Genomic DNA, 12,790 nt, shown 5'->3' on the forward strand with positions numbered 1-12,790 from the left:
AGTGCTAGGTAAGTAAAGCGGGAGATCGTTTACCTGTCAACTGAATCCGCCGGCGTGGTCGCGGACGACGCGGGTGCTCGACAAACACCCGCGTCCGGCCCGGCCTACGCCTGCCAGTGATCGCCCCGAACCGGGGCGCCCCGCCCCCGCCGACCGGTCGGCCGGGAATGCTAACCGCGCAGTTCCCCCACGTGCTCGCGGTACCACTCCACGGTGCGCCGCAGCCCCTCCTCGAGGGAGATCGAGGATCGCCACCCGGCCTCGGTCAGCTTCGACACGTCGAGCAGCTTCTGGGGTGTCCCGTCGGGCTTCGAGGTATCCCACTCGGTCGCACCATCAAAACCGACCACCGACGCGACAACAGAGGCGATCTCCGCGATCGTCACGTCCGAACCGGTGCCCACGTTCACCTGCTCCGGCCCGTCGTAGTGCTCCAGCAGGTGCAGGCAGGCGTCGGCCATGTCGTCGGCGTGCAAGAACTCGCGCCGCGGCGTTCCCGTGCCCCAGTTCGTGACGACCGGAGCCCCAGAGCGAGCCGCTTCGTCGTACCGGCGGATCAGCGCCGGCAGCACGTGCGACCCCTGCGGGGAGAAGTTGTCGTTCGGTCCGTAGAGGTTGGTCGGCATCGCCGAGATCCACGGCAGCCCGTACTGACGCCGCACGGCCTGCACGTGCAGGATGCCGGCGATCTTCGCGATCGCGTACGCGTCGTTCGTCGGCTCCAGGTGCCCGGTCAGCAGCGAGTCCTCGCGGATGGGCTGCTCGGCGAACTTCGGGTAGATGCACGACGAGCCGAGGAAGAGCACGCGCTCGACGTCGACCGACCGTGCGGCATCCAGCACGTTGACCTGGATGCGCATGTTGTCGCTGAGGAAGTCGACGGGAAAGGTGGAGTTGGCCAGGATGCCGCCCACCTTCGCCGCCGCCAGCACGACGTACCGGGGGCGTTCGGCCGCGAAGAACTCGAACACGGCGTCGCGGTCTTTCAGGTCGAGCTGCGACGACGTGCGCCCGATGAGGCGGGAGAAGCCCGCGGCCTCGAGGCGGCGCCAGATCGCCGAACCGACCAGCCCGCGGTGCCCCGCGACGTAGAAGACCGCGTCGCGGTCGAGTTCGCTGGGAGTGAACTGCAGGCCGTCGGAGGCGACCATCAGAGCGTTCCCCACGACGCGAGCTTCACCTTGTCGTACCAGGGCTTGCCTTCGTGCTCCAGCGCCTCCACGTCGGCGTCGACCATGAGGCGGGCCAGCTGCGCGCCGTCGATCGTCGGCGTCCAGCCGAGCTTCTCCTGCGCGCGGGTGGAGTCGCCGATCAGCGCGTCGACCTCGGTGGGCCGCAGGTAACGCTCGTCGAACTTCACGAACTCCTGCCAATCCAGTCCCACATGACCGAAGGATGCCTCGAGGAAGTCCTTGATCGTGTAGCCGACGCCCGTGGCGAGCACGTAGTCGTCGGGGGTGTCGACCTGCAGCATGCGCCACATGCCCTCGACGTACTCGGCGGCGTAGCCCCAGTCGCGGATCGACTCGAGGTTGCCGAGGTAGATGTCCTTCTGCACGCCGGCCTTGATGCGGGCCACGGCGCGGGTGATCTTGCGGGTCACGAACGTCTCGCCGCGGCGGGGCGACTCGTGATTGAAGAGGATGCCGTTGACGGCGAACATGTCGTACGCCTCGCGGTAGTTCTTGGTGATCCAGTAGCTGTAGAGCTTTGCGGCCGCGTAGGGCGAGCGGGGGTAGAACGGGGTGTCCTCGTTCTGGGGCGGGGGAGTGGCCCCATACAGCTCCGACGACGACGCCTGGTAGAACTTCGTCTTGATGCCCGAGAGGCGCACGGCCTCGAGCAGGCGGATGGTGCCGGTGCCGGTGGTGTCGGCGGTGTGCTCGGGCTCGTCGAACGAGACCCGCACGTGCGACTGCGCGGCCAGGTTGTAGACCTCGTCGGGGTTGATCTCGGCCATCAGCGTGACTAGGCGGGCTCCGTCGGAGAGGTCGCCGTAGTGCAGGAAGAGCTTCGCGGAGGGGTCGTGGGGGTCGACATAGAGGTGGTCGATGCGCGAGGTGTTGAAGGTGGAGGCGCGGCGGATCATGCCGTGCACCTCGTAGCCCTTGGCGAGCAGCAGCTCGGTGAGGTACGAGCCGTCCTGGCCCGTGATTCCGGTGATCAGTGCGCGCTTCGTCAAACGGTGCTCCGTGCTTCGTGCGAGGTGGGGACTTCGGTGGGGTCGTGCGGCGACTCGTCAACGCTCTCATGCCCGCACAGGCGCATGATCATGGCGCTGAACTGGTCGATCGCGGCCTCTTCGTCGAGCACCGTCTCTCGGTAGCGGCGACCGTTGGCGCCGAGCTGGGCGCAGAGGTCGGGGTCGGCGCCGAGCGCGAGCGCGGCGTCGAGAAGCTTCGCGGGGTGGCCGGCCGCAACGACGACCCCGGCATCCGCGGCCCGCACTTCGTCGGCCGTGATGCCGGTGGGGTCGGTGGCGGCGAGCACGGGGCGCCCGGTCGAGAAGTACGACGTGAGCTTGCTGGGCACGGCCATCTCCGACACTCCGGCCTTCTCGTTGACGAGCAGCACGTCGGCCGAACCGAGAGCGGCGGCGAAGCCGGCGTCGTCGAGGGCGTCGAGAAACTGCAGCGTGGGGATGCCGCGACCCAGCCGCTCGAGACGCTCGCGATCCGAACCGCCGCCCAACAGCACGAACCGGACCTTGTCCCCTCGGGACGCGGCGAGTTCGGCCGCCGACACGACGTTGTCGAGCCCCTGCTTCACGCCCATGTTTCCGGCATGGAGGACGACCGTCTCGTCGCCCCAGCCGAGCTCGCGACGAGCGGCCGCCACGTCGATCGCGGGCGCGGTTGGCAGGTGCGTCCAGTTGCGCACCACCTCGATGCGCTCGCGGGGCACGCCGAAGTCTTCGTGAACGCGCGTGGCGAAGCGGTCGTGGATGACGACGACCCGGTCGGCTTTGCGCAGCAACCATCCCTCCAGCGTTCGCATGACGCGCAGCACGGCCCCGCCACCCTGGCCGGTCTCGGAGAGGCCGAGGCTGTAGAGGTCTTGCACCCATACCACGAGCGGTGTGCTGCGGTTGAGTGTCTTGGCGCGCACGGCGGCAAGGGTCGATGAGATGAGGGCGGGAGAGACCGCAACGATGGCATCGGGCGAGTGCCAGCGAGTCGTCTGCAGGCGCGCGCCGTATGAGACCTCAGACAGCAGGCGCCGCATGCCCACGGGGCGGTCGGGCACGTAGTGCTTCACGCGGTGCACGTGCACTCCGTCGAGATGTTCCCTGCGTGACCACTGTCCGTAACCTGGCGTGACCCGCCAGTTCGGATAATGGGGGTGCGTCGTGACGACGCGCGTCGGGTGGCCACGACGAACCAGCCCGCGAGCCATGGCACCGGTGTAGGGGGATATCCCGGTGTGCTCCGGAGGGTAGTTGAGTCCGAGGACCGTGACGCGTGGGGAAGGTCGCGGCATATCAGTGACACTATCGTGGTAGTGGTTTCGGGCGCGTAAACGGGGGAGGCAGCGTGTGGCGGACATCCCAGTGATCGATCTATCGAAGGCGCCTGGGGAGCGCGCAGCGTGGGACAGGCCGGCGTGGGTCGTCTATCTGTGGGGTATCTGCGAACTGCTGTTCGTCACGAATCCGTGGCAGATCAGCTCGGGCATCCGCGTGCGTGTGCTGCGCGCGTTCGGCGCGAAAATTGGCCAGGGCGTCGTCTTCCGGCCGCGCACCCGAGTGAAGTTCCCCTGGAAGCTGCACATCGGCGACCGCTCGTGGATCGGCGAGGGCGTGTGGTTCCACAACCAGGACCACATCTACGTGGGGCATGACGTCGTGATCTCTCAGGAGACCTTCTTGACGACGGGGAGCCACCGGCACCGGGTGGATATGGCGCTGATCACCCGACCGATTCACATAGAGCGTGGGGCGTGGATAACGTCACGGTGCGTTGTTCTGGGGGGCACTCGCGTCGGAGCGTCAGCCGTGATCCAACCCCTGTCGCTGCTCGCGGGCGATGCCGTTCCTGGCGCGGAGGTATGGGGTGGGAACCCAGTGCGCTTCGCTGGTGAACGGTTCAGGAGGGAATTGCGATGATCAACAAGCTACCGATCTCGGTCTTGGTGCAGACCAAAAACGAAGAAGATGCCATCGAGGGGTGCTTGCAGTCGTTGCGAGACTTTGACGAGGTCATCGTCGTCGATTCGAATAGCACTGATCGGACCGCTGAAATTGCGAAGTCATGCGGGGCGAGAGTGGTTACATTCAGTTGGAATGGCAGCTATCCAAAGAAGAAGCAATGGGCAATAGAAAGCGTTTCTACTGCCCATTCGTGGCTTTTCTTCTTGGACGCCGACGAGAGTCCGACCCCGCAACTCGTCGCTGATTTGAAGAAGGTATTCGCGACTCCATTAGATGGGATTGCAGCCTTTGACATTGAACTCGACTACGTGTTCTCGGGCCGGCGGCTTCGCTTCGGCCATCGCGTGACCAAACGATGCCTAGTGCGACGGGAATCGGTGACTTTCCCAGTGGTAGACGATCTGGCCGCCCCGGGTATGGGCGAGCTCGAGGGTCACTACCAGCCACAAGCTCGCGGGGATTCCGCCACCCTGCGTGGACGACTATTGCACAACGACCCAGATCCGGTGTCGAGCTGGTTCGCGCGCCACAACCGATATTCCGATTGGGAAGCCTACCTTCGTGATCGACCATCCACGCGTGCATCGGTGCGCGGCCTCAAGAGTCGTCAAGGCAAACTGTTCGATCGAGTGCCCTTCAAGCCTGTTGTTTTCTTTCTGTACACCTACGTTGCCCGCTTAGGTCTTCTGGACGGCCGGGCGGGTCTCGATTACGCCATTGCGCTTTCCTTCTACTATTGGCAGATCCAGCTAAAGGTGCGGGAACTACGAAGAGAAAAGTTGAGGTGCAATTGAAGGTTCTTCACGTTAGTCCCAGTATCGCGCGCGCCGATGGCGGGCCGTCGGAATTGATCCGGGGGTTGATGCCGAGTCTCCGTGAGATGGATGTGGACGTTTCCCTGTTGTCGACCGATAAGGGGATGCAGCGTCACGACCATGATTTGTCGCGCGAATCCTGGGTGATCGTCGAGCCAGCTCGCGGCCATCCTAGTTTCACCTTTTCCCCCTCGCTTCCAAAGCGGCTGCGGGAGATGGTCCCGGGTTCTGACGTTGTTCACGTCCACGGGCTACAGAGCTTTCCGGGAAGTGCAGCGATGCGGATATGTCGCCATTATGGAGTGCCCTACGTGTTGCAGCCGCACGGCGCGCTTGATGCCTATTCATGGCGCCGCCATCGATTCCGAAAGTCCGCCTACGCTCTCGCTGATCGTAAGAACTGGCGTTCTGTCGGCGGCGTGATTTATGCCTCCGCGAAGGAAGCTGCGGACGGAGCTTCAGTCTTCTCTGGTCGCGTCGCGGCGACAATTCCGCCAGGAGTAGAGGATAATCTTCTCCATGTCGAGCGGGCATCATCGGTTCTGGGCGAGCGGACCGCGGTGCTGTTCTTGGGGAGGTTGTCTAAGGTAAAACGGCTTGATCTCGTACTAGCGGCTATGGCGGTAGAGCCGTTGAGTCAGACCACGATCGAACTGATCGTGGCCGGGAGTCCGGATGGATCTATGTCTCCAGATCCGGTTGAGTTTGCTCGACGAAGTGGTATCGCGGATCGAGTGAAATTCCTCGGCACTGTTGACAAGGAGACTCGGCGCCAGCTGTTTACGCGTGTTTCGGCCCTCGTCCTTCCCAGCGATGACGAAAGCTTTGGAATGGCCGCGGCTGAGGCCATGGCAGCTGGCGTTCCCACGATCGTCAGCCCCCATGTAGGAATTGCTTCCCTGCCCGGCGCAGCTAGCGCGCTTCGTCTTGTACCCCAGGACCCCGTGGCTATTTCGCAGGCGATCGTCGACGTCATCCACGACGCCGAACTCGCACAATCTGGCCGCGAATACGCTCAGCAGCATTTCTCGTGGAGGGCGGCCGCCGCTTCAACGCTCTCATTTTACCAAAGAGTTGTCGACCTACACCAAACCGGGAAGAGACAATGAGCGCTCGGCCTTTGGTGCTGCTGACACAGCCCTATGTGGCCGCGTATCGCGTACCGCTTTTCGAGGAACTACGCGAGCGGCTTGCGACTAATGGTGTGGATTTCGTGGTGGCTGCAGGTGTTCCCGACGGCGACCAGGCGCTACGTGACGACGCGAGAGTTCTGCCGTGGCAGGCCGATCTTTCGGTCAAGTCAATTCGTATAGGCAACCGTCGCATATCAGTCCGCAAGGTGCATGTAGCGAGGCGTCCTCAGGTAGTTGTCACTGAACTTGAAGCGTTGAATCTCTACGGATGGCTGGCCACCACGACAGCCTCGAGGGTGATTCTCTGGGGCCACGGCAAATCGTATGTTAACGACCCCTCTCCGGTCGGTGAACGACTTGAGTGGGCGCTCGCGAGGCGAGCGCAACATGTGATGACCTATGCTCCCGGCGGAAGAAATTACTTGATCGAGCGGGCTGCTCTTGACCCGTCGAGGGTTACGGCTGTGGGAAACAGTACCGACAGCGAGGCTCTTCGACGCGCGTTCGTGTCGGTGCCGTTGCATCGTGTCGATTCACTCCGAAACAGTATTGCGGCCGATCGAGTGGCGCTGTACGTAGGCGGCCTGGATGAGTCGAAACGAATCCGCTTCTTGATCGAGGCGGCAGAGCGAGCGCACGAAGCAGATCCAGGTTTTCGGCTGATCGTCGTCGGCAAAGGCGTGCTCGCAGATGAGGTGGTCGCTGCCAGCAAGCGAACTCGAGCCATCGTTCATATCCCGGAGGCGCGCGGCGATGACCTCGCAGAGCTCGCGCGTCTCGCTCTAGCGATGTGGATACCTGGGCGCGTCGGCCTGGTCGCCATCGACAGTCTCGCCGTGGGGCTGCCCATTTTCACAACCGACTTCGCATACCATGCGCCCGAGGTGGAGTTTCTGCAAACGCACGAGCTGCGGTATCTGCCCAATGACCCGCGCTTGTTCGCCGCCGAGGCCTTGCAGGCTCTGCGTACTGTTGGCGCGGGGCAACGTCATCTGCGTGATGACATCCCGACCATCTCCTCGGTCGCGGGCGCGATGGCGGGAATCGTTGAGAAGGTCTTGGGTTGAGCGAGTGACTGTATTCGGTTTGCTCGCGCATGGCGATCCCACGACGTTTAACTTCACAACGGGACTACTTGGTGATTCGAAGATCGTTGTGCATGTTGATTCTCGTAGCTCTCTGACGGGGTACCGCGCGCAATCGCCGCGCATGCGGTATGTCCAGGACCGGGTCGCGGTTCGTTGGGCAGGGTTTTCTCAGGTCGAAGCTACTCTCCGCGTATATGAGCAGGCGCTGACCATGATTGACGACCCAGCGGAGCACGTCGTGCTCTTATCTGGGCAATGCGTTCTTCTAAGACCGCCGAGCGAACTCGAGCATCACCTCCGGACGAGTCCGTGGGGTCAGCACTGCCGAGCAGGAAGACTGTTCGATGGGCTAGCTCGGAATGAGCAGCGAGTGCTGAGGAAGTGGGCCTTTGATCAGTTCGACGCCCGCTTGAGGCCCCCGATGCGGCACATTAACGCCGCCGCGCGGCGTTTGGTTCAGGTGGTCGGTGGTGAGCGGCGTACCGAGGAGTTCGACGACCTTACTGTAGTGGCCGGCAGTAATTGGACAGCGCTAACCGCTGCCTGTATTGAGGACATCCTGAGTCGCGAATTGCTGGTGTCCCGAGCTCGCGATGTGCTGAAGTACGCGATGGGGCCTGACGAGATCTTCTTCCACACGCTCCTTCACAGCACCGAGTGGGGCGAAGACACCGCTACACCTAGACCTGAGGCGAAGGGCGATCGACGCACCGCGGACTTTTCGAACTTGCACTTCATCCACCCGTCTCTGACTAAGTTCATCGAATTGTCGGATATCGCTGGTTTGCGCGCGTCGGGACGCTTTTTCGGGAGGAAAGCCGATCTCGCGGCCACGCCGATCCTCATGCCGCCCTTAGCGCAGATGGCGCGAGGACAGACCGGGGAAGGCCCGCCACCGTGAAGCTGCCCCGGATGCCAATAGCGAAAGCGTCTGGCTACCTGCTGCCGATCGCGGTCACTGCTGCGGTGGGGCTTGTAAGTCTTCCGGTTGTCATCGCCTTCGCTGGCGCGGAGGCGTGGGCGAGCTTGGCGGTCGCGCAAGCGGTGGGTGCCGTCGCGGGAACTGCAGTGTCTTATGGATGGCCGGTTGTCGGTGCCGCACGAGTGGCGGCTCTCAAGGCCGATGACCGGGGACGATTGATAGCGCTGTCCCTATGGTCGCGCTTGGCGCTATTCATCCCCGCCCTAGCACTTGCGATCGCAGTTGTCGCAGTCATCGCACCGCGCGGAACGACGTTGACAACGCTGGCCATTGCATGCTCGGTTCCGATTGTGCAGGGGCTCTCCGCAGCCTGGATTTTTGTCGGTGAAGGACGGCCCGCGGACCTTAACCGACTTGACCTATGCCCTCGCATACTGGGCACCGTTGGTGGGGTCTTGACCCTGGTTCTCTCCTCAAACTTGTTGTTGTTTGTGTTGCTGCAACTGGCGGGGCAAGTCGCAGGGATTGCCGTTTCGTATCATGCGCTCTTTCGGCGGTACCGGGGTCCACGACACCGGATCCGCGTTCAGGACGTTGTTGAGACTTATCGCACCGGCTTCTACGGTCTAGTCTCCTCCGCTGTGACGACCGCTTATCAGAACTCTCCGCTGCTCATTGCCGCGGCGGTGATTCCCAACGTCGTGACGGTCTTCGCCATGTGTGACCGGCTCTATCGCATCGCACAACTGTCGCTGGTCCCGGTCACTCAGATCGCCCAGGGGTACGTGCCGGCTGCCTCCAGTCCCCTCGAGTTGGTTCGCCGGATGAGGGTTGCGCTCTTCGCGTCCATCATGTGCGGGGTCGTTGCATGGGTAGCGTTCGCGGGGCTCGCTCGACCGGCTTCCTTGCTGCTGTCGGACAGCCAAATCGCGGTGCCTCCTGCTGCCGCGGTTTTTCTTGGCGCTTCCGTCGCGATCACACTGCTCTCATCCGTATCGAGTCGAGCGTGCCTAGTGGCAATCGGACGTGTAGGCGCAGTCGCTGCATCCGCTGTCGCGGGGGCTGCGGTAGCTATGGTCGGTGTTTATGTCGGTGCGGTGCTATGGGGGGTGGATGGCGCCGCACTCGGTGTCTTGGCAGCAGAAGCTGTGGCATTCTTCGTGCTGATCTCGACTCTGATCCGGGGAGCAAAGCAACTCTTGTCTGGCGCGACCGAAGGCAACCATGAAGCGTAACTATCGGCGTGACCTCGCTGTGATCCTGGCTGGGTTGGCGCTCTTGCCGCACAGGCTTCGCCCGCACGTCTTACGGCTGGGGGGAGTACGTATACCGCCAACAACGCTCATCTACGAGGGGCTACGTCTGACGGGCGCCGCTTCTGTGACAATCGGAACTGACGTCTTCATAAACGTCAACTGCTACTTCGATGTGGCCGCGCCGATTCGAATCGGGGCGGGGGCGCGGGTGGGGGATCACGTCCGCCTCATTACTTCGAGCCACCTTATCGGCGGTCCGGAACGACGAGGGGGAGCAGGGGTGGCTCGGGAGATTGAGGTAGGGGAGGGAGTCTGGCTGGGTAGCGGTGCCTCCGTCCTGGGCGTGAGTATCGCGCCGGGATGCATCATCGCCGCTGGCGCCGTCGTTAATCGGCCCACGGAGCGCAACGGCCTTTACGCGGGAGTGCCCGCAAGACGTATCCGAGACCTTCCGGAGGTTGGAGCCGGATGAGAACCACTTCGAGTCGAGCTTCTAGTGCGTCGAGGACACGTATGGCGTTCGTGGCGTTGGTTGCGCTTGCGGCATTCACCAGTTCATGGACGGGGATCGCGCTTGGCCCGTTGAAGGTATCCGACGCCTTCGCCGTGCTGGCACTGTTGCTCGGTGTGCTCGGCCCGTTTCGTCGGGAACTTAATGTACGGCCCTGGATGTTTGTGCCCATTGCGGGTGCCGCGGCGGTGCTTGTGGTTCATATCATTTTCGGGAGCGCGCCAGCCGAAGTAGGGGTCATCGACTTGGGGAGAACCTTCCTAGGCCTCACGGTCGTTGCGCTTCTTTCGCTGTCGCTCCACTACGCAGAAGCTGTGTTGACACTCAAGTTCTGGGTTCTTGGGGCCGCCGCCAACGCGTTGGCGATCCCCCTAACTAGCGCGGGGTTCTTGCCGGCGTCGGGTTTGGCAAGTGATATCGACATCTCGCAAAGGGCCGTTGGGTTAGCGTTTCACCCTAACTCTCTCGCTTTCTCCACAGTTGTTGCCATCCCGTTTGCCTGCATGTTGCTCTTCCGCCATTCGCGAGGATCTGAGCGTTTGGTGTGGACAGCGGTGCTCGCGCTGTACGTCAACGGGCTTATTGCCGCCGACTCTCGTGCAGGTTTGGGGATCGGGCTCACGGTGCTCTTCATATCGCTGGTCATCGCTATGGCAGCTACGCGCTGGGCGGCGCTAGTGGTCCCTATCGGTATCTTGTCACTAGTGGGTGTCATTGCCTGGCTCCTTCCTTACTTGCAATCGACCACCCGTTTGGGTGGGCAGCTCGGCCTACTGAGTGACGCCGGCAGGGACGCATATAACGCTGAAGGTATGCATCGATTCGCTCAGAACGTGTGGTTCGGCGCTGGGTTCGATGAGGCAATTGGCACCTCCATGTATGTTCACCTGTTGTCCAAATTCGGACTTGTAGGCGCGCTAAGTTACTTTCTTTTCATCGGGGCCGTAGTTGTATTGATGATCAGCTGTGCGCGCGGCGTAGATCGAGCGCTAGGGCTTCTCGGTGTCGTTGCCGCTCTGGCATTCGGTGTTCTCCAGCCGGGCGCGACGGAGCGAGCGACATACTGGGGCGCGATGTTGGTCATCGCTGCATGGCACAGTCGCCGCGATACAAGCTCTCCGTTGGCGCGGCTGCGGTCAGTTAGGCCTGATAGCCGCCAACTGATGCGGCGTGGTTTCGCTGGTGGTGTTTAGGTCTTGGCTCCTGACCGCGTAATCGTTCGCGCGGTTGCAGACTGAGACTAAGGGCAAAGGCGTCGGTGTCACTTTTTCGTGCAGGAACTTCCCGAGAAAACAGCGCGCGGCCTTCGATCCTCTGAATCGCCTCGAGTGTCCTCGCCGGTGAAAGATCGCCTCAGCGAGCGGTGGGGCCAGGTGCGCCGGCCGCCCTTGCCGTCTTGACGAGAATGAGTACGTCGCCGAGCATGTTCCAGTTCTCGACGTACGAGAGATCCAGCCTTACGGACTCCTCCCATGAGAGCGTCGACCGACCGCTCACCTGCCAGAGCCCTGTCACTCCCGGCTTCACGAGGAAACGACGGTGGACGTGGTCCGCGTACCGCTCGACTTCTGACGGAAGCGGGGGGCGCGGCCCCACGAGCGACATCGAGCCCGCGAACACATTGAACAGCTGGGGCAACTCGTCGAGGCTGTATTTGCGCATGAAGCGGCCCACCCGCGTGGCCCGCGGGTCATTGACCATCTTGAAGAGGATCTCGTTGCCGGCATCCTGCTTCGCCTGAAGGGCGGGCAGCAACGCCTCGGCGTTCTGCACCATGGAGCGGAACTTGAGCATGCGGAAGGTCTTGCCCGCGTAGCCGACCCGCGTCTGCATGAAGAGCACGGGGCCCGGGCTCGAGAGCCTCACGATGAGCGCCAGCACGAGCAGCAACGGGCTCAGCACGATGATGCCGAGGGCGCTGAGCACGAGGTCGGTCGCGCGCTTTGCGACGCGCTGCCCGCGGCTGAAGCGCGGGGTCTCGACGTGGATGAGCGGCAGACCCGCGACCGGCCGCGTGTGGATGCGGGGGCCCGCGATGTCGGCGATGCTGGGCGCGAGCACGAGGTGCTGCTGGCCCTGCTCGAGGCTCCACGAGATGTGCTTCACCTTGTCGGGCGGCAGGTCGTCGGTGCTCGTCACGACGACTGTGTCGGCCTGCGTGGCCTGCAGGGCTTGGTCGATCGCGTTCACGTTGCCCATGATCGGGATGTCGGTTCCCTCGATCGTGTCGGCGACGCGGCCGGTGGGCACGCAGCATCCCACCACCTGGTAGCCGGCGCCCCACGCGCGCTTGAGTTCGCGCGCCACCTGGGCGACCGACGCCTCAGACCCGACGAGCAGCACCTTCGCCGAGTACTCGCCCTGGGCGCGCTTGACCATGAGCCACTGGCGCCACATCCATCGGGAGAGGAGAAGGAAGAGGACGCCCATGGGCAGGGAGACGAGCAGGAACCCGCGCGCCACATCGATCTGCGCAAGGAAGGCGATGATGGCGATGCAGCCGAACAGCACGAAACTGGCGTCGAAGATGCGCTTGTACTCCTGCGATCCGCTGCCGATGACGCGGTAGCTGCGGGTGTCGTTGAGCATCAGGGCGCCCATCCAGAGCACGACGAGCAGGGTGGAGAAGATCCAGTAGTCGATCGCCGGGATGGGCGATCCCTCACGGGTGACGACGTTGGCCTCGAGACCGAGCCACGCAATCTGCGTGCCGAAGACGACCCACACGATGACGATGAAGTCGGTGACTGCGACGCGGCGGGCGTAGCGGCTGCGCCAGTCGTCGTGGGCTGGACGCGCGGAGGCGGCGCCCCCGGTGAACGCGGGGGAGAAGGAGCGCTGGTACTGCGCGACGGCGGGCGCGGCGTCGGTGTGCGGTGTCGCATCGGGCGGAAGGGCCACGGCAGGTACGTCGG

11 protein-coding genes are annotated in these 12,790 nt (G+C 63.3%); 7 read left to right on the forward strand and 4 right to left on the reverse strand.

Translation table 11 applies throughout. The annotated features are described in order from the left end of the window. Nucleotides 1–170: 170 nt before the first annotated feature. The 3 genes from ACIGCK_RS01850 to ACIGCK_RS01860 are packed head-to-tail and all read right to left on the reverse strand — an operon-like array spanning nucleotide 171 to nucleotide 3,480. Nucleotides 171–1,151, reverse strand: coding sequence for a GDP-L-fucose synthase family protein (locus tag ACIGCK_RS01850; RefSeq protein ID WP_396663979.1), 981 nt, complete (start codon nucleotides 1,149–1,151; stop codon nucleotides 171–173). Then, the gene (gene gmd, locus ACIGCK_RS01855) at nucleotides 1,151–2,182 is read right to left on the reverse strand and encodes a GDP-mannose 4,6-dehydratase (protein WP_396663350.1); all 1,032 of its coding nucleotides are present in this window, start codon (nucleotides 2,180–2,182) and stop codon (nucleotides 1,151–1,153) included. The genes ACIGCK_RS01850 and gmd overlap by 1 nt, the downstream gene beginning before the upstream one ends. Then, nucleotides 2,179–3,480: a glycosyltransferase gene (locus ACIGCK_RS01860; protein WP_396663352.1), complete on the reverse strand. Its 1,302-nt coding sequence runs from the start codon at nucleotides 3,478–3,480 to the stop codon at nucleotides 2,179–2,181. Before ACIGCK_RS01860 ends, gmd begins: the two co-directional genes overlap by 4 nt. A 55-nt stretch (nucleotides 3,481–3,535) precedes the next feature. On the opposite strand from ACIGCK_RS01860, the gene ACIGCK_RS01865 reads away from it, so the two are divergent. From ACIGCK_RS01865 to ACIGCK_RS01895, 7 genes are all read left to right on the forward strand, one after another. Further along, nucleotides 3,536–4,105 (forward strand): acetyltransferase, encoded by a 570-nt coding sequence (locus tag ACIGCK_RS01865; RefSeq protein ID WP_396663354.1) that lies wholly within the window; start codon nucleotides 3,536–3,538, stop codon nucleotides 4,103–4,105. After that, nucleotides 4,102–4,944 carry a glycosyltransferase family 2 protein gene (locus tag ACIGCK_RS01870; protein WP_396663356.1) on the forward strand — a complete coding sequence of 281 codons (843 nt, stop codon included), beginning with the start codon at nucleotides 4,102–4,104 and terminating at the stop codon, nucleotides 4,942–4,944. The genes ACIGCK_RS01865 and ACIGCK_RS01870 overlap by 4 nt, the downstream gene beginning before the upstream one ends. After that, on the forward strand, nucleotides 4,935–6,074 hold the full coding sequence (locus ACIGCK_RS01875) for a glycosyltransferase (protein ID WP_396663358.1): 1,140 nt from the start codon (nucleotides 4,935–4,937) through the stop codon (nucleotides 6,072–6,074). Before ACIGCK_RS01870 ends, ACIGCK_RS01875 begins: the two co-directional genes overlap by 10 nt. Beyond that, the gene (locus ACIGCK_RS01880) at nucleotides 6,071–7,165 is read left to right on the forward strand and encodes a glycosyltransferase (protein ID WP_396663360.1); all 1,095 of its coding nucleotides are present in this window, start codon (nucleotides 6,071–6,073) and stop codon (nucleotides 7,163–7,165) included. The genes ACIGCK_RS01875 and ACIGCK_RS01880 overlap by 4 nt, the downstream gene beginning before the upstream one ends. After that, a complete protein-coding gene (locus ACIGCK_RS01885) occupies nucleotides 7,098–8,087 on the forward strand; it encodes a beta-1,6-N-acetylglucosaminyltransferase (protein WP_396663981.1) in 990 nt (329 codons plus the stop codon). The genes ACIGCK_RS01880 and ACIGCK_RS01885 overlap by 68 nt, the downstream gene beginning before the upstream one ends. A gap of 476 nt (nucleotides 8,088–8,563) precedes the next feature. After that, on the forward strand, nucleotides 8,564–9,343 hold the full coding sequence (locus ACIGCK_RS01890; RefSeq protein ID WP_396663362.1) for a hypothetical protein: 780 nt from the start codon (nucleotides 8,564–8,566) through the stop codon (nucleotides 9,341–9,343). A gap of 534 nt (nucleotides 9,344–9,877) precedes the next feature. After that, entirely contained in the window at nucleotides 9,878–11,068 is a 1,191-nt protein-coding gene (locus ACIGCK_RS01895) for a hypothetical protein (RefSeq protein WP_396663364.1), read from the forward strand. Nucleotides 11,069–11,228: 160 nt separating this feature from the next. Here ACIGCK_RS01895 and ACIGCK_RS01900 read toward each other — a convergent pair whose 3' ends face one another. Continuing rightward, nucleotides 11,229–12,776: a sugar transferase gene (locus ACIGCK_RS01900; protein WP_396663365.1), complete on the reverse strand. Its 1,548-nt coding sequence runs from the start codon at nucleotides 12,774–12,776 to the stop codon at nucleotides 11,229–11,231. Nucleotides 12,777–12,790: the final 14 nt, after the last annotated feature.

This window comes from Microbacterium sp. NPDC078428 (assembly GCF_044542535.1).
GTDB lineage: Bacteria > Actinomycetota > Actinomycetes > Actinomycetales > Microbacteriaceae > Microbacterium > Microbacterium limosum.